Origin of the sequence: Blastopirellula retiformator (assembly GCF_007859755.1) — a bacterium.
Taxonomy (GTDB): Bacteria; Planctomycetota; Planctomycetia; order Pirellulales; family Pirellulaceae; genus Blastopirellula; species Blastopirellula retiformator.
The window spans coordinates 1,321,722-1,343,154 of the sequence record NZ_SJPF01000001.1 but is presented as its reverse complement, the minus strand read 5'-3'; the positions used below and the strand labels follow the sequence as shown (position 1 = coordinate 1,343,154).

The window sequence follows — 21,433 nt, the reverse complement described above, 5'->3', positions numbered from 1 at the left end:
CTACTCCCCTACCCTACGATTCTTCTGGCTGAAACTGGTCGAGTTGATCCCGCGCATCTTTGATCAGCGTCGCCTCGGGTACGCCCAGACGAATCTGATTCAGGATGTCCGCCAACTTTTGCTTCTCTTCTTCCGAGCGGAACTCGGCGATGATCTTCTTGCGTTTGTCGTTCGGCATCCCCTTGAGGATCGTCACCACGTCCTGCATCGACTTGTCGTCCCGTTCGAGCATGATCATCATTTGCTCTTTCGCTTGTCGGGCGTCGATCGCTTCCATCGTCCGCTGCAGTTCGACAATCGCGTCGTCGCGAACCCCTTCTTCCAGCTTGCGCAACCGCTCGTCAAACGACGTTTTCAATTGGTCGTAGCGGCGACGTTCTTCGGCCAGGTTCGCTTGCATGCCGCGAATGTTTTCAATTCCGGTGTCGATCGCCTGAATGCGAAAATCGAGCGCCAAGTGCCGTCGAGCCCGGGCGTCGATCACCGCCTGCATGTCGGGCTCTTCGTTGTCTTTCTCAGGCTGCGATTCTTCGTCCAACTGTTCGCGAATCTTGTCTTCGTCGATGCCGTAGACGATCGCCAAAATCGAGTACGCCTTGTTCGTGTCGACCCGATTCGTCGCGATCAAAATCGCCGCGCCGATCCCAGCGGCCAATACCGTTGCAACGCAGAGGTAGCCGAACGCCGCGGCGGCCAGTCGTATTGCAGCCATCGATTACCGTCCTTTCCGCGCAAAGGCGATCAATGCGATTTCGTCCATCTGGATGCTCTCGCGTCGCTCTTGCTCGGCATGAAAGCGTTTCTCCTGCCGCTCACGCAGTTTCTCTAGCGAACGGACTTCCTTCTCCGCTTCCAGCAGGGCGTTGCGACGTTGTTCGATATGGGGCGCCAATTTCTTCTGCAGACCTCGCTTGTGGCCGATCACGGCCCGCAGGTGATTCATTTCTCGCTGAGCGACAATCAGGTTGTCGACGTTCATGCGGCCGATCGAGCACCCGTCGCGAGCTTCCAGCACCGTCTGCTTCAGCTGCTCCTCGGTCTCCTGCATCTCCTGAGTGAGCTGATCCTGGATCGATAGCACTTCCATCAGTTCGGCTTGGCGCTGATCGCGCGCAGCGATCTTCAGTTTCAGGTAGGTCGCTAGGCGAAAGCGAAAGTCGGCCATCGGTTACCTTCGTCCTTTCTCGTTTAGGCGCCAGCCTGTTGGGCTTGACGTTTTACCTTCGCCAGCGCCGCCGGGTTGGGCGTAGGTCGAGTTCCACACTTGGCGACCAGTTGCACCAACTGCTGCTGCGCTTCCTGCACCGACGACTTTTCTTCAATCGCCTGCTGTAGGAAGGCGTCAATTTCGGTCCGCATCCGGATCGCCTGATCGATCTGCGCGTTCGTCCCTTGTCGATAAGCGCCGATCGTGATCAAGTCTTCGTTCTCGCGATAGACCGACATCAGTTCGCGAATCGCCTGGGCGGCCGCCCGAATTTCCGGCGTCACCAGATCGTTCATCAAGCGACTGATGCTGCCTAGGATGTCGATCGCCGGGTAATGCCCCTTGGCGGCGATCGCGCGCGACAAGATCACGTGCCCGTCCAGCAGCCCCCGAACCGTATCGCTGACTGGCTCGTTGGTGTCGTCACCCTCGACCAGCACCGTATAAAACGCCGTAATGCTTCCCTTGGCGCTGCGGCCGGTCCGTTCGACCAGCTTCGGCAGCATCGCGAAGACCGACGGCGTATACCCTTTGGTCGTCGGAGGTTCGCCGGCAGCCAGGCCGATTTCGCGCTGCGCCATCGCAAACCGGGTAACCGAGTCCATTAAAAACAACACGCGGCGCCCCGACTCGCGGAAGTACTCGGCAATGCTGGTCGCCGCCATCGCCGCTTGCACCCGCATGATCGCCGGCTGATCGCTGGTCGCCACAATGACGACGCTGCGGGCCATCCCTTCCGGGCCCAGATCGCGTTCAATAAAGTCGTTCACTTCGCGGCCACGTTCGCCGATCAGCGCGATGACGTTGACGTCCGACGAGGCGTATTTAGCCATCATGCCCAGCGTCACGCTCTTGCCGACGCCCGAACCAGCGAAGATGCCGATACGTTGGCCGTCGCCGCAGGTCAGCATGCCGTCGATGGCCCGCACGCCGGTCGAAAACGCCTCCTGAATCCGAGGGCGGCTGGTTGAAGTAGGCGGATCTTGATCGAGCGGCGACTTTGCCGCCGAAGCGGGTTGCGGCAGTCCGTCGATGCAGTTGCCATGCGCGTCGACGATCCGTCCCAGCAGCGTATCGCCAACCGGAACCGAACGGACCGTTCGCTTCAGCCGCACAGCGCTTCCCTGACGGACGCCATTGAGCGGTTCCAACGGAAAGACAAGGGTCAACTCGCCGCGAAAACCGACCACTTCGCCGGCCAGCGGTTTGCCTGACTGACGCTGGATCTCAACGACGCTGCCAACTGGGGCCGGAAATCCGCCCACGGCGACGGTGGTGCCGATCGTTTCGACGACGCCGCCGACGAGATCGTGCGACATCAGGTGCTCGAGTTGTCCGCAAATCGGGTGCAACATTACTTCAATTGCTCCTCAATACGCTGCAGCTGCGTTTCGATCTGGCCGTCGATCTCGCCAAATTGCGTTTCGACGCGACAACCGCCGCGCGACAGACTCGCGTCAGGCGTCACCTGCGAAGGCGACAGCTTCCGCAGCACATTCGCCGAGTTACTGGCGCCTTGATCCATCGCATCAATATCGGACGGGTTCATATGGACGGTAATCTCGCCGCAACCACTCGCCAGCTTGATCGTTTCGCGAATCATCTCGATCCCAATCTCGGGGCGTTCGGAGAGTTCTTTGCGGATGATCTTCTCGGCGATCGAACAGGCGACATGTAGCGCCGCGTTTTCCCATTCCTTCAGGAACGTTTGTTTCGCTTCGGTCAGCTCTTTGACGATCTGCTGCAGCGCCGGGATGACGGTCGCCGCTTGCTGATCGACCTGCGTCTTGAGCGTTTGCTGCGCCTTCTTCATGGCGTCGGCCTGACCAGCCGTGGCCGCCTGTTGGCGAATGGCGGCCGCCTCCTTTTGGGCCTCTTGAATCAGCTTGGCGGCGTACTGTTTGATCTTGGCCAGCTCGCCTTGCGCACGATCGGTGACGTCTTCGAAATTGAAGGCGACCGCCGAGAAATCGCGGTCTTCACCCTGTAGCTGTTCCGCTTTGATGACGCTCATGGTGTGACCTTCCTACGCCGATGCCGACAAACGAGAACCGCCCTGCTGACCTTGCGCAATCACGCGGGCCGCGGTGACGCCCAACTTCTTCTGCGCCGCATCAATGTCACGGACCAATACCGGTTGCAAATCGCGAATCCTTCGCTGCAGGTCGTTGATTTCCCGCTTCGCCAGTCCGCGATAAAACCGCTGCGTGACGGCGTTGGATGCGCCAGCCAAAGCCAAGAGCACCGTTTGCGGTTCGGTATCGGCCAACACTTGGCCCAGCAGCGCGTCATCAAACTTGACGAACTCGGCCAGCGGCACGCATGGCTCTGGCGGGGCTTGCGCTTCGGCAGGCGCCGGCTTGGCGCCCAGTTCCATGCTCGCGGGCTGCGGCTGAGCCGGGACGTAAACCTGATCAAGACTCGGCGCCGGCGGCTCGATAGGCGCCGGTTCTGGCTGAATGTCGACACCCAAACGTTTGGCCATCGAAGCGCTGCGCGACTTTAGCGCTTTCAAGACTTCGGCGCTGTTGGCGGAGTCGGAAGCGGCCAAGATCGCCTTGGCGGCCGACAAACCGATCCGGCGGCTCGACATCGCCTGCAGTTGATCCTGGACGATCGTCTGCAACCGTGATTCAATCGCGCGGAGCGTTTCTGGATCGGTATGTCCCAGGTCGACCAGCCGCTGAATGACGGTCGCTTGCAAGTCGACCGGCAGCTCTCGCAAAATGGCGGAGGCCCGGGTCGGCTCCAGATGCGACAAAACGACTGCGATGATCTGGGGGCTCTCTTGTTCAAAAAACGGGGCCAGCATCTCGGGGGGCGCGTCGTTCAAAAAGTGAAATGGCGGCGGTACCGGAGCGGCCGGCTGCGGCTCAACAGCTGGTTTGCGAAGGCGCGGCGATCCCGGATGCGGAGGCGAGCTCAGGACCAACTCGTCGCCGGAGGCAGGTTCGGGGGCGGGCGCCGAACCAGTGCGCCGCTGCATGAACTCGGCCAGCACTTCCGCTTTTTCTTCGGCCGGAATCTCGTCGACAAACATCGACTCGTACCGCACCTGTTGCGCAATCTCGTCCGGAAATCCGTCGAGCAATACGTCGGCGGCGTCTGGGTCGAGTTCGGCGACGACGATCGCCGCCTTCCGAATCATCTGTTGATCAAGTTTGGTCGTCATGGCGTTTCCCCCTCTTAGCTAGCCGCGTTAATCCAGTTTTTCAAAATCCCCGCGGCGGTGTCCGGATCTTCCCGGACCATCTCAATCAGCTCGTCTTTCAAGTTCGGGCTGTTCTTGGTGAACCGCTTTTTCAGCATGCCGGAAATGTCGGTCTCCTCTTCGTCTTCCTCCATCTGCGGCGGCGCCGACAAGCGAATGCCCTGGTCCATCGCCGGTTCGTCCGGCTGGCTGTTGACCATGCTGCGAAGCATCAACAAAGCGAACAGGCCAACGCCGATCATCGCCACCGTTTGCCAATTGGCGCCAAGCCATACGAGCGCCGTATCGGCCAGCGCCGGTTCGGGCATCGTGGCGACGTCGGTTCGCGTCACCGAGGTGACGTGGACTTGCGGATAAGGATCGTCTCCCGGCGGTTGCGGCGGCAACAGGGTCACCACCTGCGACTCGATCGACTTCTTGACGTCTTCTTCAATCTTCTTGACCACGCCGGCATCCGGCTTATTAGGCGGGGCGCCTGCGGCAGGCGGGTTTTGCTTGTGCCAGATGTTCTCGTAGTAGTCTTGCGGAACGGTCACCACGACGCGGACTTGCTGCGGCGTCAACGACGCGGTTTCGCTCAGCATCAGCGTCTTATCGGTGACCGAAGCGGTCTCTTCGCGGCTTTCTTCCATCGACGATTCGCGGGCCGGGGCGGTCGTCAGTTCGGCTTGCTGGTTGGGCGCTTGCGCGGCCAGACCAGGACGTCCTCCTTCGCGCGGCACCTTGTTCATTTCGGTCCGCTTTTCGGCCGACGTCAGCAAGGCGATTGGGCGAGCCCCATGCTCTAGGCGTTCTTCCCTTTGATTCATCTTGCGATCAAGTTCAACGTTAACCGTTACGTTGACGCCGTCGATGTAATTGAGGGCGGCGGCGATCTTGTCTTGCCAGGCCGACTCGAAGAACTGCTTGCGAGCGGCGTAGGCGTCTTCGGCCGGGTTTTCGATATCGCCCGAGAAGGTGCGGCGCGAGTTCAGATCGGTAACCGACACATGTTCCGGCGAGAGCCCCGCGATCGAGTAGGAGACGTAGTTGCGAATGCTGCGAACCAGCGACTGGTCGATCTGCTCGCTACCCAGAGGACGCACCACCACTGACGCGGTGTAAACCTTGCGGCGAGGGAACCCCCCCTTATCTTCGACATCGTAGTGAACCGAGGCGAACTCGATCCCCCGCATCTTCCGCAGCACCAGGGCCAGGTCTTTTTCCTTCGCCACTTTCTGGCGATCCGACCGATGCTGTTCCGACTCGAACGGGTTGGCGGCCTCGACCGCGTCTTCCATGCTTTGATGAAACTCGGGCGGGATCGCGTTGTGCTTGACGATCGAGGCGACGTATTCGGCGCGCTTGCCGCGGGGAATGAAGATCTGGCTCCCTTCAACCTTGTAGTCGTCCAGCCCTTCGGCGGCGAACGCGGCCAGCACCGCTTTTTGATCGGCGGGATCGATCGGAGCGCCCGACAATAGCGCCGTATCGTGCTCGAACACGCTTCCCTGGAACAGGAACGCAAAGCTCGCCACGATTACCACGATCAGCAGACCTGCGATAATCCGGGAGCCCGGCGTCATCGAGAAGAACAGGTCCTTGATCTGCTCAAACGCTTTGTTCAAAAAGTCCATCCGTGGACCTCAATGCTACTAGTGGGAGTTCGTCTGGGCGCTAAATTCGAATGTCTTTGATCTCTTGGTAGGCTTGCAACATCTTGTTGCGCACCTGCATCATCAGCTTGAATTCGACGTCCGCTTTCTGGACGGCGATCAACACTTCCGACGGATTGACGTCGCCGCCGGTCTGCAACTGCTCGACTGCACGGTCCGCATGTTGCTGCATTTCGTTGACGCGCGAAAAGCCTTCCAAAAACAGGTTGGCGAACGATTCGTGCGACTGCGCCGTTCCGGCCGGCCGGGTCAACTGACTCGGCAGGATCGTCTGCGGCTGAACGTTGTGAATCGGTTTCATGGGTCGTTAACTCCCTGGCTTCCCCTAAGCCAAAATCCGGAGCGATTGGGCGGCGAGATTCTTCGAGATCTCGACGACGCCGATGTTCGCCTCATAAGCGCGGGAAGCTTCGAGGGCATCGACCATCTGTTCGACCATGTTGACCCGGGGGTAGGCCACGTAGCCTTTGTATTTGCCTTCGGTAATCGCCAACGGATGCGTCGGCTGATAGCGGTACAGCGGTTCGACCTGATCTTCTTCGATCGACGAAACTCGCACGCCGGAGGCGCCGCCGGGAGCGTGGATCGAGCTGTCGGTTTCAAAGATCACGTGTCGAGCCTGGTAAGGAGCGATATCGCCGTTCTCATCGCGAAGCGACGACATGTTCGCAATGTTGCTGGTCACCGCGTTCAAGCGGACTCGCTGCGCCACCATCGCACTGGAACTAATATCGAGAGCGCCGTTCATGTTTACTCTCCTGGTTATACGCGTTCGCTAATTGCCGTCTGTAACAACCGCATCTGCTGTTCCATCAACGAAATCGCCATGTTGTGCATGATTTGGTTCTTGGTCATTTCCATGACTTGCTGTTCGATGCCGACGTTGCTTTCGTCGTGAAACAAAATGCCGGGGATCGACTCTTTCACGCTTCGCATGGGATCCGAATCGCGGGTCGCGATCAGACCAGGAGAGAGCGGCTCGTTCGGTTTGTTCTTCTCCTCGATCGCCTCACGCAACTTCGACTGAAACTGATTCAGGTTCAGGTCGCGCACCTTGTATCCAGGCGTGTCGAGGTTCGCGATATTTCCCGCTAGCAGATTGTGTCGGGACTGCGAGAAGTTCAATACTTGCTCGAGCACCGGAATCGTACTGGCGTTAAAAATCGAACCGCTCATTGCTCGGCTCCTTCCAGGCGAAGGGACTTCATGCAAAAGGCGTACCCTACGTTGATCACGGTAAGCTCGGCAATTTGAATACGACGTCGCGCGACGTGCGAGCCGCAGCGAAGCGGCGCCGCAGCAAATCGTGCTGCTTGCATTCGGAAAATTTTGCCGATCGATTTACGCATGATCCAGTTTCCTCAGATCGCCCGAGCGAAGGTTTTCGCCCGCGGCGCCAGGCCGTAACTGCGAAGTTTATTCGACAATGTGCGAGGACTGATCCCCAGCGCCGCCGCCGTCTTCTCGCGATGGCCGTCATAATGTTCGAGCGTCGCCGAAATCAACCGACGTTCCATCTCATCTAGCTTGACGCCCACCGGCGCTTCGACAGAGTCGCTGGCTTCTTCGCTCGCTTCGCCATGCAACCAGGCGGAGAGCGCGTTGGCGGTAACCTGACCATCGGTCGCCAAAACGCAGGACCGGGTCACGATGTTTTCGAGCTCCCGCACGTTGCCCGGCCAATCGTGACGCACGAGCAAGTCGAGCGCCGCCGGCTGAACGTCGCACATCGGCCGTTCCAAACGAACCGCGGTCTGCTGCAAAAAGTGGTTGACCAACAACGGGATGTCGTCGCGGCGCTGGCGGAGCGGCGGCAGTTCGATCGGCACCACCGCTAGGCGATAGTACAAGTCGCGGCGAAAACGCCCGGCCGAAACCTCGCCTGGCAAGTCGCGGTTGGTGGTGGCCAGCACGCGAACGTCGGCGTCCACCGTTTCACTCGAGCCGACCCGTTCGTAGCAACGTTCCTGCAGCACTCGCAGCAGCTTGGCCTGCAGCGACAAGTCGATCTCGCTGATTTCGTCGAGCAGGATGGTCCCCTGTTCGGCCAGCTCAAACCGTCCGACGCGGGAAGAATCGGCGCTGGTAAAGGCGCCGCGGGTATGGCCAAACAGTTCGCTTTCCATCAAGTGAGCCGACAGGACCGGGCAGTTCAGGCTGATCAAGGCCCGACCGGCGCGGCGGCTCCACTGGTGAATCGTGCGGGCGACCAGCTCTTTGCCGACGCCGCTTTCGCCGATGATCAACACCGTTTCGTCGGTCGGCGCGACTTGGGCGATCCGCTGACGCACGATTTCCATCGCGCGGCTGTCACCGATCATCGCCACTTCGCTGTCATCGTCTGGGGCCGTAACTGTGGCGCGATCGCCGCTGGCGGCGTTTTCCAGCACGCGGTTAATGACCGCTTCCAGGCGATCGGCGTTGAGCGGCTTTTCCAAATAGTCGGCGGCGCCAAATCGCATCGCCTCGACGGCGGTCGAAACGCTGCCATGGGCGGTGACCATCACGATTGGAATGTGGGCGTCGCGGCGACGGATCTGTTGGACCAGTTCTAAGCCGTCCATGCCGGGCATTTGCAGGTCGGTCACGACGGCGTCAAACTCGCCGGCGTCCATACGCTGCAGCGCCTCGTGTCCGCCGGAACAAGCCGAGCCGCGATGTCCCAACATCTCCAGCACGTCGACAATCGATTGTCGAGCGCGAGCGTTGTCATCAACAACCAGCACGTTTCCGGTTGCGGTAGGAGCTTCTACGATACTCATGCGGCGGCCTCCATTCGAGGTTGCGGAAGCACCAGCGTCACCGCCGCGCCTCCTTCTGGACAATTCATGGCGATCGCTTGACCGCCGTGGGCTTCCGCCACTCGCTGGACGATCGCCAGGCCAAGTCCGGTGCCCGTGTTTTTGGTGGTGAAGAAGGGATCGAAGGCCCGCAAGGCGACTTCCGGTCGGAAGCCCGGTCCCGAGTCGGCACATTCGATCTCGACGCCTGAGCGGCCGACGCAGGCGGTCAGCAGCAAGCGGCCCCCTTCGTTCATGACGTCGAGGGCATTCAAAGCGAGATTCAACACGGCGCGGCGAACCATTCCACGATCAGCACGTACGGTAAGCTGCGAATCGACGTCGATCGCCACTTTCACACGCTGCGCTTCGCATTGCGGCGCCAGCGTGTCGCAAACTTCGTCCAGCAGCGACGCCAGCGGAAAGCCGCTCCATTGCGGCTGACGATCCGAGGTGAAATGCAGCAGGTCGTTGACGGTCGAATCGAGGGCGGTCAGGCCGTTCTCGATTTTCTGACCAATCTTGGCGCTGTTGGGTCCGAAATCGGACTGACGCTTCAGCATGCTGACGTACATGGTGAGCGGCATCAGGCTGTTGCGAACCTCATGGGCGACGTGCGAAGCCATCTGCCCCAAATCAGCCAGACGATTCTTGCGGGCCAGTTCGCGATTCTTAATTTCCAGTTCGTCCGACAGGCGGGCGACTTCGCGGCGGAGCGCTTCGTGCGTTTCCTGTAAGCGAGTCGTCGCGGTATCCCAGGCCGATAGCAAGCGATCGACGTCAATCGCGCCATCCGACGCAAACGCATCGGAAATCACTTGATCCGCCGTCGCCGTGTCCTGCAGTCGATTTCGTTGTGCGGGCATTGCCATGGTTAACCTGCCGTAAAGTCAATGCGATGTGTCGTCCCCGACGCCGACGTATAGCCGTCAAGCGCCACGTTGGATCCCTGGTTTGTTTGCAAACTTCGGGAAATCTCGTCTCGATTAGCGCGAACGCGCTCTTCCGCTTCGTTTTCCATCTGCTTCAAGTCTTCCAGCATTGCCTGGCAATCGCGGGTCGCTTCGCTGCAGCGATGACGATCCATCGGCGAACGCCACTGACGCCGCTCGGGATCGCATTGGCGATGCGGATCCAGCTTCCGATCGACGTCCAATAGGTTCTCGATCAACGTCTGCTTGGCCGCGACGACTCGCATCAGGTCGGTGATGTGGTCGCTGTGTCCCGACAACTGCAATTGGCGTCGCGACAACAGATGCAACTTCGACAGCAGATCGTGCTTTTGCCCGATCAGTTGTGCGAGTTCGTCCGTTTCGGCGTAAGCGTGCATAGCGACGACGTTTCTCTTAAAGGGTGGAAATAAGCCAATCGATGAAGTTCCGCCAATCGTCGGCCGAGCTGTGTGAGGTCTCGGAGTAGTCGGCGTCTGCGGGCAAACGATCCAACACGATCTTCGCCTGTTCCAGCGTTCCCTTCGCTTCGATCGGTTGCCCCATCAAGCGATAGCAACTGGCGATTTGCGAAAACGCTTCTAAGGCGATCGGATCGTTCTGATAGCGGTTCGAGGCGGTCGAATACGCTTCAATCGCTTGCGGAAACTGCTGCAGATCATAGTAGGCGGCCCCTTGGGCGTAATAGCTGTTGCGCAAGATGTCGGCATGCACCGGGTGCAATTCGCCGCGGGTCTCAAACTCTTCGGTCAACTCGTCGACCAGCGACGCATAGATCTCCAAAGCCGCTTCCAGGTTGTCTTTCACTTCTTTGTCGAAGCGGACCCGCTGCGTCTCGATATCGACCAGGCGGAATCGCTTGCGCGGCAGCATCGACGAGCGACGATGACACTCGGCCGCCAGGTAGCGGGCCATTACCGACTGCGGATCATTCGGATAACGGCGAACCGCCATCTTCAGGTTCTTGATCGCCAGCAGATACGAGCTGTTGCTCTTTTCGAGCAGCTCAAACGCTTCTCGCGGCACCGCTTCCGGATCTTCCAGAATCCCAGCGACGCGAGCCTGCGCCTCGAACATTTCCCCTTCCAAGTGCAACACGCGGCCCAAGGCGAACAGCGAATTTCGCCATTCGGTCGACTGCGGCTCGAGCCGGCCGTCGTTCAAATTGGCTTGCAGCATCTCTTCGGCCAGCGTCAGGTCGCCCACTTCCAGGTAGGCTTCCGACGCCAGCAAGCGAGCGTCGTAGGTAACCGGATCGCGGGGATAAAAGTCCAAACATTCGTGCAGCAGATCGAGCGCTTCGTCGGCGCGGTCCAAGGCGATCAACGCCCGGGCCTTCGCCACCAATGACCGCGGCTGACGCGAGCGATCTTCGTAATGGCTGTACATGTCGAGCATTTCGATCGACTTGGTGAAGTCTTGCCCGTCGAAGTAAGCGGTCGCACTCTTCCACAGCTCTTCGGTATAGCTCCGCGACGAGAAACGCTCGGCGGCCAGCTTCTCATAGACGCGACCGGCGCTACGGAAGCGTTCGCGGGCTTCCTTGCGGAGCGCTTCCGCCTCGGCCAGTTTCGCAACCTGGGCCTCTTTCATGATGGCGTCGCCCCAGCGGACCAGGATGTCTCCCTCGGTCTGCTGCGCTTGGTCAAGAGGAAAGAGGGGCGTCAAGGCTTGTGCGACTTCCACCGCATTCTGGAACTGCTTCTTATCGAGGAACTGCTCGATCGCCGCGGTCACCTTGATGCGGAGCTGTTCGATTGTGAGGTATGGGTTGCGGAATTCCGGCTCCAGCGCCGCGTCTTGCAGGGTCCGGCGATAAACGTCGACCGCTTCGTCATAGCGCTCTACTTCTCGCAACAAACGCCCTTCCAACACGCCGGCGGCGATTCCTTCCGGCGTACGGAAGTAGATCTTGCGAGTGCGGGTCGCCTGACTCAGGGCGGCCGGCTTTTCGCCTGCTTCATCGAGAGCGACCGCCAGCAGATACGAAGAAGCCCGGGTCGAATCGGTGCCGACCAACTGATTGTCGGCCGCTTGCCGCAGCAAGTCGATCGCCGTATTCAGCTCTTCTTCGCGTTTGGGACTTTGTTGTTTGGCCCGGGCCAGTTCGACTTCGCCGCGAACAATCAACGAATCGACGTAGACCGGTGAGGTCTTGGCAATTTCGTCGACCGCGGCGACCGCATCATCCAGGCGTCCCAGACGGAGCAAGATCTTGGCCCGCCGCAACATCGCCGAGTCGCGCTGTTGCGGCGTCAGCAGCTTGACTTCCAGGTACTTGTCGGCCCAGGTCAATGCGTCGGTCAGTTGCTTGTCGCTAGAAGCGGCGTCGGCCAGGTAGGCGCTGGCCAGCATGTCTTCGATCTCGCGACGATATTGGGGCGCCGCTTCGTACGTTTTGAGCAAGACCGGAATGCTTTTGCCGTATTGCTTGCTCAAGACCAGGCTGCGGCCGAGCATGTAGTTGCCTTCGGTTGCGTACCCTTCGGGATAGCCGAGATCGGCCGACTGGCGCAGATAGCGAGCGGCGATCATGAAGATCCGCTGCTTGTCTTGCTCGCTCCAGAATTGATCCGAATCGTGATAGGCGATCGCCCCCAACACATAGGGCGGAATCGCTTGTTCCGGCTCCGGCAGTTGGTAATTGCCGACGAACGATTCGGCGATTCCCCGGGCGGCGGCGTAGTCTCCCTCTTCCAACTTTTCGAGGGCCGTATAGATCGTCACCGGGCTGACGCTCGACTTCGGCATCAGCACGAAGGCGACGCCCCCCAAGGCGGACGACAGCAGGAGGCCGACGATCACGACGCGCATCCGCGAACTGAGCCAGCCCTTTTTCGGGGCGGCCTCAGCTTCCGGCGCGATATCTTCCTTGACTTCGTCGGCCATCGGTGGAGGAAATTGACTTTTTCAGGTTTTGGCTCAAGCGGCTTCGGCATCCGTGCCGATGCTAGAAGTGGGTCGTTAGATCCGGCTTCTCTTCGTCTTGGCGCAGCAAAGTGCGCAGGCTCGCGCATTTCGCGGGAGGCATAAATACCTCAACACCGCGATTGCCGTCAAGACGTTTCCGTCCCCCCACGCTTGGCGATCGCTCGGTTGTCGGCGGTTCTCGACCTGGCGGCGAAAAAGTAAGATAGCGGCGCCAGCACTTCTTTTTCTTTCCGCTATCCGCCTAGATCGCCGATGCCTGAAAAAATCACGACCTGGATGTACCTGATCCGTCACGGAGCGACCGCCAACAACATTAGCCGGCCCCCCGTCTTGCAGGGCAACGGCATCAATGGGCCGCTGGTCGACATCGGTCTGCAACAGGCGGAAGAGACGGCGAAGTTTCTGACACGGACGCCGCTAGCAGCGATCTACAGCAGTCCGCTGCTGCGGGCGATGCAGACGGCCGAAAAAATCGCCGCCGTGCGCGAGCTGACGATCCAGACGTCGGACTTGCTCCAAGAAGTCGATGTTGGCCGCTGGGAAGGAAAAGACTGGGGCTGGATCGAAGCGAACGATCCCGAGGCGTATCGCCTGCACCACACCAGTGCCGCCGAGCATGGCTATCCCGAGGGGGAAAACCTAAAGCAGGTCCAAGACCGCGTCGTGCCCGAGCTGATGCGGATCTTCGGTGCCCATCCTCAGCAACATGTCGCCGTGGTGGCCCACAATGTGGTGATCCGCTCGATGATCGCCTATCTGCTCGAACTGCCGCTGGATAACGTCGGCCATGTCCATCATGACAACTGCGGCATTACGCTGGTCCGACTCCGCGGCGGCAAGACGCGGCTAATCTCGACCAACTCGATCTTCCACCTGACGTCGGAAACGCCCCGCACGCATACCGGCGAGTCGTATTAGTCAGAAAGCGTCAGGCGGGATCTCGGCGACTAATTTTGCCAGTCGCTCTTCCAGCTCTGGCAAGCCCACCGTCACGTCCGCTTCGATCACAATCGCCGCCAACGGGGTTTGGCCCAACTGGTTCACCCCCACCTTCACCAGGTCTTTATGGGTGCATAGGACGTAATCGATCCGCTGCTCGGCGGCCCACTTCTCAAGCGCCGCGATGTCGGCGCTTTTGTAGATGTGATGATCCGGAAATGGCTTCAGGTCGACCAAATTGGCGCCACAGCTGCTGATCGTGTGCCGGAATCCGGCCGGATTGCCGATTCCGCAAAACGCCGCAACTCGCTTCCCTTGCAGTTGATCCAGCGGAAGCGTTTCGCCATCCGCATTCCGCAAATGGGCGGGGCGATGAATCATTTCGATCCAGATCGCATTATTGTTATTCTGCCGCGCCTCGTTATGAATCCGCTGTCGTTCTTCGGCCGAGACCGCGTCGGCCCGGGTCAGCGCCAACACATCGGCCCGCGCCAGTCCTTCCAGCGGTTCTCGCAGCATCCCCCGCGGAAAAAGATAGCCATAACCAAACGGCTCGGTCGCGTCGATCAACACAACGTCCAGGGTCCGGGCGATCCGGCGATGCTGAAACGCGTCATCCAACAGCAACACCTGGGCGGCTAGCTCTTCGACCGCCACCTTCGCCGCCGCAACCCGATCGGGGTTTTGCAGATGCGGCACGTCCGGCAGCAGATCGTCCAGCTCGCGGGCCTCATCGTTTAGTTCTCCTCGCTCAGCGCCATAACCGCGGCTGATCAAAGTAACGCGAACGTCCTGGCGACGAAACCACCGGGCCAGCCAGGCGGCGGTCGGCGTCTTGCCGGTCCCGCCCAGCGTGATATTGCCGATGCTGACGACCGGTACGCCCGCCTCTTCGATCGGCTTCGAGCCGCGATCGTACTGCCGATTGCGCATCCGCACGCCCACGCCATACAGCTTTGAGGCGGCCAACATCATGCCCCGCATGATCAGCCCCCCAATACCTTTCCGCCGCCCGCTGGCGTAGTCCTTGAATTCTTCCGCGGTAAGCAAGTTGATTGCCTCTGTTTTCAGACTGGGGAGCGCGACCGAATTACGGTGCGTCTAGACGCACCCTACCCAGGAGCTACTGCAACAAAAAAAGGACCGTCTCACTGGAGACGGTCCCTTTATGATGAGCCTTGATCGCTTTCGCGACTAGCCGCCTAGCTTCGCGCAAATGGCGGCGGCCATTTCCTGGGTGCCGACGGCGCTGGGGTCGTCGCGGTTCGGCTTCAGGTCGTACGTGACGTCCTTGCCTTCTTGGATCACGGCGGCGACCGCTTTCTCCAGACGATCGGCGGCGTCCATTTCGCCCAGGTGGCGAAGCATCAGCATGCCGGAAAGGATCAGCGCGGTCGGGTTGACCTTGTTCAGCCCTTTGTACTTCGGCGCCGAACCGTGGGTCGCTTCGAAGACCGCTCCGTCGGGACCGAGGTTTTCGCCCGGCGCCATGCCCAGTCCGCCAACTAAACCAGCGCCCAGGTCGCTGACGATGTCGCCGTACAGGTTCGGCAGGACCAACACGTCATACAGTTCCGGCTTTTGGACCAGCTGCATGCACATATTGTCGACGATTCGTTCTTCGAATTCGATGTCGGGGAACTCTTGAGCCACTTCGGTCGCGGTCTTCAGGTAGAGACCGTCCGAGTACTTCATGATGTTCGCCTTGTGAACGGCCGTCACCTTCTTGCGACCATTCTTGCGGGCATATTCAAACGCACAACGGACGATTCGCTGCGTGCCGCTGACGCTCATCGGTTTGATCGAGACGCCGGTTTCTTCCCCTTTAGTCTTGATCTTCTTGTCCGACGGCAGACTGTTGATGAAGTCGATCAGCTGGGAAGTCTCGGGCTTGCCCGCTTCAAACTCGACGCCGGCGTACAGGTCTTCCGTGTTTTCACGGACGATGACGATATCGACGCCGACTTCGCTGAAGTAGCTGCGAACGCCCGGGTAGTACTTGCAAGGGCGAATGCACGCGAACAGCCCCAGCTCTTGTCGCAGGTGGACGTTGATGCTGCGGAAACCGGTACCGACCGGCGTGGTGATCGGGGCTTTCAGCGCACAGCGAGTGCGACGAACGCTTTCCATGACCGACTCGGGAAGAGGCGTGCCCACCTTTTCCATGATGTCGACGCCCGCTTCTTGCTCGTCCCAGTTGATTTCGACTCCGGTCGCGTCCACGCACTTTCGCGCGGCTTCGGCCAATTCGGGACCGGTACCATCACCGGTGATGAGCGTCACTTCGTATGCCATTATTCAACCCTATTGCGCTAAAAGATGCCGAAACATGCACGTTTAAACGGTGAAGAGTACCACAGCGGCACTTCCCCGTAAACTGGGCCGTGCCGGGGGGGCTCGGCCCGCTTGATTACTTTGCTATGCAGTACAAATTCTTGTCGCTACGCAAGTACATTTTATCGCCGGAGACGGCCGGACTGCCATTGAAAATGCTGTCGTCGCCCGCGATTTCGTTGTGGGAAAGGAGCGAGAACTCGGGCTTGGCCGGCAGCACGAACGCGCCCGCATCCCGGCTGACGTAGTAGAGCTTGCCGTCCGCCACAATCGGCGAGGCGTAGATGCGGCCCGGTCGCGGCTCGAGCCGTTCTTCGTATTTGATTTCGCCCGTTTCGGCGTCGGCGCAGTAGACGATTCCCTTCCCTTCGCTGGCCCAGTACAAGTTTCCCTCATAGTAGACCGGGGACGAGACGTTCGAGCCTTTCCCTTGTTCCCACAGGCGATGGGTCTCCGAAACGTCGCCGTTGCCCCCCGCCTTGATGGCGACGGCGGTGCTCTTACGGGCGCCGATCGCGTAGACGATCCCATCATGGGCGATCACGCTGGGGCAGATGTAGTCGTCGATCCCCTTGCAGAACCAAAGCTCTTTGCCGGTCTCAGGATCAAGCGCTCGAATGGTTCCTTCCGAGCTGAAGACCAGCTCATGCTTGCCGTCGACCGCCACTAGGCAGGGCGTGTTCCAGGCCCGGTTAACTTGGTCAAACCGCCAGCGTTCTTGGCCTGTCTTCTTGTCCAAGGCGACGATCGCCCCGCATTCGACGAAACCGTTGTTGATGACCAAATCTTCATACAGGACCGGCGAGTTGGCGGTCCCAAAGGCGTGCGTCTTGTCCCCCAGCACCTTCTGCCACTGCAGCTTCCCCTCGTGCGAATAGCAAGCGGCGCCGCCGGTGCCGTAGTAAACATAGATGCCGGTCTCGTCGACCACCGGCGTGCTGGAAGTAAATCCATGGAGCGCGATAAAGCCTTTGTAGTCGGCCGCTTTCTCGACGTTTTCGTCGTTCGCCTGGTCCCAGATGACTTTGCCCGAGTCCTTGTTGACGCACATCAGGTGACGCCGCAGGTCTTTCTTTTCGCCCGGCTCTTCTTCGCTGAGGCCGTATCCGTCGTAGTAAGTAATGTAGAGGCGATCGCCGAAGACCACGGGGCTGGAGGCCCCAAAGCCGGGCATCTCTTTCTTCCAGACGAGGTTCTTCTCGCCGCTCCACTCGGTCGGCAGTTGGGCGCCTTGGGCGTCTCCATCTTGCATCGGACCGCGGAACTGCGGCCAGTTGGTGGGTGCGGCCGCCAGGGCCGGCAAGGCGCTGAGGATCCAGATTCCGCAGAAAACGAGAGCATTGCGAATCATGTGGTCGACTCCGGCGAGCAGGTATGCGACAAAGGTGGAAAGCGGCGAGCGCCGCTTGGCTTGATTCGGGAGAGTATAGCCGATTTCGGCGCCTCTGGCGAAAGTGGAGTCTACTTGACTTCTGTCGTCAGACCCCGATATTCACCAGTTAATCCTGAGCGCGTCGGCGCCAGGAAGATCTATGACCAACTGAGACAAGACGGAGAGACGATCATGCGACGAGCCAAAATCTCTATCATCGGCGCCGGAAACGTGGGAGCGACGACCGCTCACTGGTGTGCGGCCGCCGAGCTGGGCGACATCGTATTGCTCGATATTCCTAAGACCGAAGACATGCCCAAGGGCAAAGCGCTCGACCTGATGCAATCGTCGCCGATCATGGGCTTCGACAGCACCGTCGTCGGCACCAATGACTACGCCGACACCAAGGATAGCGACGTCGTCGTAATCACCGCCGGTCTGCCCCGCAAGCCGGGCATGAGCCGCGACGACCTGTTGGCCACCAACGCCAAGATCGTTTCGTCGGTCTCGGAGCAGGTCGCCAAGTACAGCCCCAACTGCGTGATCATCGTCGTCAGCAACCCGCTCGACGCGATGGTGCAGCAAGCGATGAAGACGACCGGCTTCCCGCCGGAACGCGTGCTGGGGCAAGCCGGCGTGCTCGACACCGCCCGCTACCGCACCTTCCTGGCGATGGAACTGGGCGTCAGCGTCGAAGACGTCTCGGCCCTGTTGATGGGCGGTCACGGCGACACGATGGTGCCGATGCCGACCTGCACGTCGGTTGGCGGCATTCCGATTCGTCGTCTGCTGAGCCAAGACAAGCTCGACGCGATCGTCGACCGCGCCCGTAAGGGTGGCGCCGAAATCGTCGGTCTGCTCAAAACCGGCAGCGCCTACTACGCTCCGGCCGCCGCGACCGCGCAGATGGTCGAAGCGATCATCAAAGACAAGAAGCGTCTGATTCCGTGTGCCGCCTACTGCGACAAGGAATATGGCGTGGGCGGTTACTACGTCGGCGTGCCGGTCATCTTGGGATCGGGCGGCGTCGAGAAGATTGTCGAGCTCGACCTGGACGACCAGGAAAAGGCCGACTTCCAGAAGAGCGTGGACGCCGTAAAGGAATTGGTCGCTGCTATGACCAAGCTCTTAGAAGGTTAACGGAAAATTATTTGCCGCTAGCGAGATTGCTTCAAACTCGCTGGGCTGCTAATAATATCGACCGTTGCGAGGACGGACAACGATTCGAGCCCCAGCGGCGCAATTGACGCGCTGCAACTCCCGCGGGGCTCGAAAGGGAAATGGCGTAGCTGCAATTGCGTCATTTGCCGAGAGTCATTAATCTCCCCCTCCAGTCCCCCGCGAAGACCCACGGCCCGGCGCCAAATGCTTATGAAACGCCAAGACGTACTCCCGGCTCCGCTCCCCGGAGCCGCCACGCAAGCCGCGCAACAAATCCTCGAGTTCAAAATCGATCGGCTGCAGTCCCGCCGGACCGCGATCGAATTTTTTACTCCGCAGAACTACGAGCCCGGCTATGCCTATCCGCTCGTCGTCTGGTTGCACGGCCCCGGCGATAACGAACGACAACTTCGTCGCGTGATGCCGCTGACCAGCACCCGCAACTACGTCGCCGCGGCGCCCCGGGCGCCGCGACATGACGGCGCGACCGCCGGCATGACGTTCCGCTGGGATCAAAAGCAGCGTGACATCGACGTTGCAGCCGCTCGCGTGCTGCAGACCGTTCGCGTCGCTGAAAAGCGGTACAACATTCACCCGCAGCGGATCTTTTTGGCCGGCTATCTCGGCGGCGGAGCGATGGCGATTCGCCTCGCTCTGCGCAACCCGGAGCTGTTCGCCGGCGCCGCATCGATCGGCGGAGGCTTCCCGCAAGGTTGCTCGCCGCTGGCTCGCCTGAGCGAAGCCCGCTCGCTGCCGATGCTGATGATCCATCTGCAGCAAAGCGAACGCTATCCTGAGTCGAAGCTGTGCGAAGATTTGCGTCTGCTGCACACGGCCGGGATGAAGATCGATCTGCACCAGTATCTCTGTGGCGATGAACTCTCGACCGACATGTTCGAGGATCTGAATCGCTGGTTGATGCAGAAGGTGACCGGCGGCTAGCTGCCTGTTGAAAAATGCCATCGTGGCATTTTTCAACCTCGCCAGGCTCAGAGCGTAGCTCTTCGCGGCTCGCAAAATAACGACTTACGTCGCTATTTTGGGATCGCATCCATGCGATCACGCAGTCCGTCGAGAAAATCAACGGACTGCTAGGGCGATCGTCGCCCGACGGGCGAGCGAGGGAAATGCGGTTGCAAGTCAAACGCGAAGGCTCTGAATCGCCTCCCATTGAACGTCGTCGATCACGCGTTGAATGGAAGCTAGCACAACGCCATGCGCACGTCGATTATGTCTATCATGGCAAGGGACCGAACGCATTTCCCTCGCTCGCGCTGCGGGCTACTATTTCTGGGCTCGCATTCGTCTAGGTGGATTTTACCTCTTGCGGTAGAATCCCTCGCGAGAAAGACCATCGTCAAGGATGACGCAATGAACAACGAGTCTCTGCTGGCCGCATTTCAGCGGCTTCGCAGTCCCAAAGTGTTGGTCCTGGGGGACCTGATTCTCGATCGCTATACCTATGGCGACGCCGAACGCGTCAGCCAGGAATCGCCGGTCATCGTGCTGCGCGCCGACAGTCATGAACTGCGCCTCGGCGGCGCCGCGAATGTTTGCAATATGCTCCGCGGACTCGAGTGCGAAGTAGTCGCGGCCGGCATCGTCGGCGCTGACGCCGCCGGAGCCGATCTGGTGAACTTGCTCGAGCAAGCTGGCGTCGACGCTTCGCTTTGCCTGACTGACTCCTCCCGACCAACCACGCTGAAAGAACGCTTCGTCGGCCGCGCCGGCGCTCGCCACCCCAGCCAAATCTTGCGAGTCGACCACGAGACGACCGACGCCGCCGCCGGCGAGATCGAAGAGCAGCTGCTGTACGGCGTCGTCAACGCGCTGAACGACTGCGACATCGTCTTGATCTCCGACTACGCCAAAGGGGTCTGCACGCCGGCGATTTTGCAAACGCTGATTCGCCACGCCAACGATCGCGGCGTGCCGGTGCTGGTCGATCCGATGAAGGGTCGCGACTTTGGTCGCTATCGCGGCGCTGATCTGATCAAGGCGAACCGAATCGAGACCGAAACCTGCACGGGACGTAAGATCCGCACTCCCGACGACGCAGCCGCCGCCGGCCAAGAGCTGTGCGCCGCTTTGCAGCTAGAATCGGTCATCGTCACGCTTGATAGCGACGGCATGGCGCTGGTCGAAAAAGGAGGCGCCGCGACTCTCTTCCCGACCGAAGCCCGCAGCGTTTATGACATCACCGGCGCCGGCGACATGGTGCTGGCGATGCTGGGCGCGGCGATCGGATCAGGTTTGTCGCGTGCCGAGGCGGTTCGTCTGGCGAACGTCGCGGCTGGCCTAGAAGTTGAAAAGATTGGCGTCGCGGTCATTCCGCTGGACGAGATCGAAGCCGAACTGACCGCCCATCATCAGCCCGGCTCGCGCAAAATCATGTCGCTCGATCAGCTCGCCCGCCAGTCGGACGAACTGCGGCGGCGCGGACAACGGATCGTCTTCACCAACGGTTGCTTCGACCTGCTCCACTATGGGCATGTCACCAACTTGAACGAAGCGTCGCGGATGGGAGACATCCTGGTCGTCGGACTCAACAGCGACCAGAGCGTCGCACGACTAAAAGGTCCCGAACGACCGGTGATTGGTCAAACCGAACGGGCGGCGATGCTGGCGGCATTGTCGTGCGTCGACTATGTGGCGGTCTTTGATCAAGACACGCCGCTCGAACTCATTCAGGCAATTCGCCCCCATGTGTTAGCCAAGGGGGGCGACTACAAGGCGGAATCGATTGTGGGCTACGACTTTGTCACCTCCTACGGAGGCGAAGTGCGGTTGATCAACCTCGTTGAAGGCAAATCGACGACCGACATTATCCGTCGCGTCGCCGAAGCTCAACCTCCTCGCCGCGCCGCAGCGTGACGTTGTTCTCACTAGGCTC

The 21,433-nt window shown here is 60.1% G+C and carries 20 protein-coding genes; 4 read left to right on the top strand and 16 right to left on the bottom strand.

All coding sequences use genetic code 11. From position 1 onward, the window contains the following. Window positions 1-13: 13 nt before the first annotated feature. The 13 genes from Enr8_RS05545 to Enr8_RS05485 form a co-directional block, all read right to left on the bottom strand. Entirely contained in the window at window positions 14-712 is a 699-nt protein-coding gene (locus Enr8_RS05545; protein WP_146429587.1) for a hypothetical protein, read from the bottom strand. A 3-nt stretch (window positions 713-715) separates the two neighbouring features. Continuing rightward, the gene (fliJ, locus tag Enr8_RS05540) at window positions 716-1,165 is read right to left on the bottom strand and encodes a flagellar export protein FliJ (RefSeq protein ID WP_146429586.1); all 450 of its coding nucleotides are present in this window, start codon (window positions 1,163-1,165) and stop codon (window positions 716-718) included. A 23-nt stretch (window positions 1,166-1,188) separates the two neighbouring features. Next, window positions 1,189-2,562 (bottom strand): FliI/YscN family ATPase, encoded by a 1,374-nt coding sequence (locus tag Enr8_RS05535; protein WP_186767449.1) that lies wholly within the window; start codon window positions 2,560-2,562, stop codon window positions 1,189-1,191. After that, window positions 2,562-3,221 (bottom strand): FliH/SctL family protein, encoded by a 660-nt coding sequence (locus Enr8_RS05530; RefSeq protein WP_146429585.1) that lies wholly within the window; start codon window positions 3,219-3,221, stop codon window positions 2,562-2,564. Before Enr8_RS05530 ends, Enr8_RS05535 begins: the two co-directional genes overlap by 1 nt. 12 nt (window positions 3,222-3,233) lie before the next feature. Then, entirely contained in the window at window positions 3,234-4,379 is a 1,146-nt protein-coding gene (locus Enr8_RS05525; RefSeq protein WP_146429584.1) for a FliG C-terminal domain-containing protein, read from the bottom strand. Between the two features lie 14 nt (window positions 4,380-4,393). Further along, on the bottom strand, window positions 4,394-6,034 hold the full coding sequence (locus tag Enr8_RS05520) for a hypothetical protein (RefSeq protein ID WP_146429583.1): 1,641 nt from the start codon (window positions 6,032-6,034) through the stop codon (window positions 4,394-4,396). A 40-nt stretch (window positions 6,035-6,074) separates the two neighbouring features. After that, complete coding sequence (gene fliE, locus Enr8_RS05515; protein ID WP_146429582.1) at window positions 6,075-6,374, bottom strand: flagellar hook-basal body complex protein FliE; 300 nt, start codon at window positions 6,372-6,374, stop codon at window positions 6,075-6,077. A gap of 24 nt (window positions 6,375-6,398) precedes the next feature. Further along, window positions 6,399-6,821, bottom strand: a complete 423-nt coding sequence (gene flgC / locus Enr8_RS05510; RefSeq protein WP_146429581.1) for a flagellar basal body rod protein FlgC — start codon at window positions 6,819-6,821, stop codon at window positions 6,399-6,401. Window positions 6,822-6,835: 14 nt separating this feature from the next. Beyond that, window positions 6,836-7,249, bottom strand: a complete 414-nt coding sequence (gene flgB, locus Enr8_RS05505; protein ID WP_146429580.1) for a flagellar basal body rod protein FlgB — start codon at window positions 7,247-7,249, stop codon at window positions 6,836-6,838. Between the two features lie 185 nt (window positions 7,250-7,434). Next, window positions 7,435-8,835 (bottom strand): sigma-54-dependent transcriptional regulator, encoded by a 1,401-nt coding sequence (locus Enr8_RS05500; protein WP_146429579.1) that lies wholly within the window; start codon window positions 8,833-8,835, stop codon window positions 7,435-7,437. Further along, window positions 8,832-9,725: a sensor histidine kinase gene (locus Enr8_RS05495; RefSeq protein ID WP_146429578.1), complete on the bottom strand. Its 894-nt coding sequence runs from the start codon at window positions 9,723-9,725 to the stop codon at window positions 8,832-8,834. The genes Enr8_RS05500 and Enr8_RS05495 overlap by 4 nt, the downstream gene beginning before the upstream one ends. Window positions 9,726-9,727: 2 nt before the next feature. Next, complete coding sequence (locus Enr8_RS05490; RefSeq protein ID WP_146429577.1) at window positions 9,728-10,183, bottom strand: hypothetical protein; 456 nt, start codon at window positions 10,181-10,183, stop codon at window positions 9,728-9,730. Window positions 10,184-10,199: 16 nt separating this feature from the next. Next, the gene (locus Enr8_RS05485; protein ID WP_146429576.1) at window positions 10,200-12,692 is read right to left on the bottom strand and encodes a tetratricopeptide repeat protein; all 2,493 of its coding nucleotides are present in this window, start codon (window positions 12,690-12,692) and stop codon (window positions 10,200-10,202) included. Between the two features lie 294 nt (window positions 12,693-12,986). On the opposite strand from Enr8_RS05485, the gene Enr8_RS05480 reads away from it, so the two are divergent. Next, window positions 12,987-13,652, top strand: a complete 666-nt coding sequence (locus Enr8_RS05480) for a histidine phosphatase family protein (RefSeq protein WP_146429575.1) — start codon at window positions 12,987-12,989, stop codon at window positions 13,650-13,652. On the opposite strand, the gene lpxK is transcribed toward Enr8_RS05480, so the two are convergent. The 3 genes from lpxK to Enr8_RS05465 all read right to left on the bottom strand — a co-directional run bounded on the left by lpxK (window position 13,653) and on the right by Enr8_RS05465 (window position 17,358). Further along, window positions 13,653-14,723: a tetraacyldisaccharide 4'-kinase gene (lpxK, locus tag Enr8_RS05475; RefSeq protein ID WP_146429574.1), complete on the bottom strand. Its 1,071-nt coding sequence runs from the start codon at window positions 14,721-14,723 to the stop codon at window positions 13,653-13,655. A 144-nt stretch (window positions 14,724-14,867) separates the two neighbouring features. After that, a complete protein-coding gene (locus Enr8_RS05470) occupies window positions 14,868-15,968 on the bottom strand; it encodes an isocitrate/isopropylmalate dehydrogenase family protein (RefSeq protein ID WP_146429573.1) in 1,101 nt (366 codons plus the stop codon). Between the two features lie 115 nt (window positions 15,969-16,083). Beyond that, window positions 16,084-17,358, bottom strand: coding sequence for an outer membrane protein assembly factor BamB family protein (locus tag Enr8_RS05465; RefSeq protein WP_146429572.1), 1,275 nt, complete (start codon window positions 17,356-17,358; stop codon window positions 16,084-16,086). 213 nt (window positions 17,359-17,571) lie between these two features. Here Enr8_RS05465 and mdh point away from each other — a divergent pair, with 213 nt between their 5' ends. From mdh to rfaE2, 3 genes are all read left to right on the top strand, one after another. Beyond that, entirely contained in the window at window positions 17,572-18,519 is a 948-nt protein-coding gene (gene mdh, locus Enr8_RS05460; RefSeq protein WP_186767448.1) for a malate dehydrogenase, read from the top strand. Between the two features lie 231 nt (window positions 18,520-18,750). Further along, window positions 18,751-19,482, top strand: coding sequence for an alpha/beta hydrolase (locus tag Enr8_RS05455; protein ID WP_186767447.1), 732 nt, complete (start codon window positions 18,751-18,753; stop codon window positions 19,480-19,482). A gap of 429 nt (window positions 19,483-19,911) precedes the next feature. Further along, entirely contained in the window at window positions 19,912-21,414 is a 1,503-nt protein-coding gene (rfaE2, locus tag Enr8_RS05450) for a D-glycero-beta-D-manno-heptose 1-phosphate adenylyltransferase (protein ID WP_146429570.1), read from the top strand. The last annotated feature ends 19 nt before the right edge of the window (window positions 21,415-21,433 follow it).

Coding starts and splice junctions, on each gene's coding strand:
- Enr8_RS05545 (WP_146429587.1), bottom strand. CDS start 712: ATGGCTGCAATACGACTGGCCGCCGCGGCGTTCGGCTACCTCTGCGTT.
- fliJ (WP_146429586.1), bottom strand. CDS start 1,165: ATGGCCGACTTTCGCTTTCGCCTAGCGACCTACCTGAAACTGAAGATC.
- Enr8_RS05535 (WP_186767449.1), bottom strand. CDS start 2,562: ATGTTGCACCCGATTTGCGGACAACTCGAGCACCTGATGTCGCACGAT.
- Enr8_RS05530 (WP_146429585.1), bottom strand. CDS start 3,221: ATGAGCGTCATCAAAGCGGAACAGCTACAGGGTGAAGACCGCGATTTC.
- Enr8_RS05525 (WP_146429584.1), bottom strand. CDS start 4,379: ATGACGACCAAACTTGATCAACAGATGATTCGGAAGGCGGCGATCGTC.
- Enr8_RS05520 (WP_146429583.1), bottom strand. CDS start 6,034: ATGGACTTTTTGAACAAAGCGTTTGAGCAGATCAAGGACCTGTTCTTC.
- fliE (WP_146429582.1), bottom strand. CDS start 6,374: ATGAAACCGATTCACAACGTTCAGCCGCAGACGATCCTGCCGAGTCAG.
- flgC (WP_146429581.1), bottom strand. CDS start 6,821: ATGAACGGCGCTCTCGATATTAGTTCCAGTGCGATGGTGGCGCAGCGA.
- flgB (WP_146429580.1), bottom strand. CDS start 7,249: ATGAGCGGTTCGATTTTTAACGCCAGTACGATTCCGGTGCTCGAGCAA.
- Enr8_RS05500 (WP_146429579.1), bottom strand. CDS start 8,835: ATGAGTATCGTAGAAGCTCCTACCGCAACCGGAAACGTGCTGGTTGTT.
- Enr8_RS05495 (WP_146429578.1), bottom strand. CDS start 9,725: ATGGCAATGCCCGCACAACGAAATCGACTGCAGGACACGGCGACGGCG.
- Enr8_RS05490 (WP_146429577.1), bottom strand. CDS start 10,183: ATGCACGCTTACGCCGAAACGGACGAACTCGCACAACTGATCGGGCAA.
- Enr8_RS05485 (WP_146429576.1), bottom strand. CDS start 12,692: ATGGCCGACGAAGTCAAGGAAGATATCGCGCCGGAAGCTGAGGCCGCC.
- Enr8_RS05480 (WP_146429575.1), top strand. CDS start 12,987: ATGCCTGAAAAAATCACGACCTGGATGTACCTGATCCGTCACGGAGCG.
- Enr8_RS05470 (WP_146429573.1), bottom strand. CDS start 15,968: ATGGCATACGAAGTGACGCTCATCACCGGTGATGGTACCGGTCCCGAA.
- Enr8_RS05465 (WP_146429572.1), bottom strand. CDS start 17,358: ATGATTCGCAATGCTCTCGTTTTCTGCGGAATCTGGATCCTCAGCGCC.
- mdh (WP_186767448.1), top strand. CDS start 17,572: ATGCGACGAGCCAAAATCTCTATCATCGGCGCCGGAAACGTGGGAGCG.
- Enr8_RS05455 (WP_186767447.1), top strand. CDS start 18,751: ATGAAACGCCAAGACGTACTCCCGGCTCCGCTCCCCGGAGCCGCCACG.
- rfaE2 (WP_146429570.1), top strand. CDS start 19,912: ATGAACAACGAGTCTCTGCTGGCCGCATTTCAGCGGCTTCGCAGTCCC.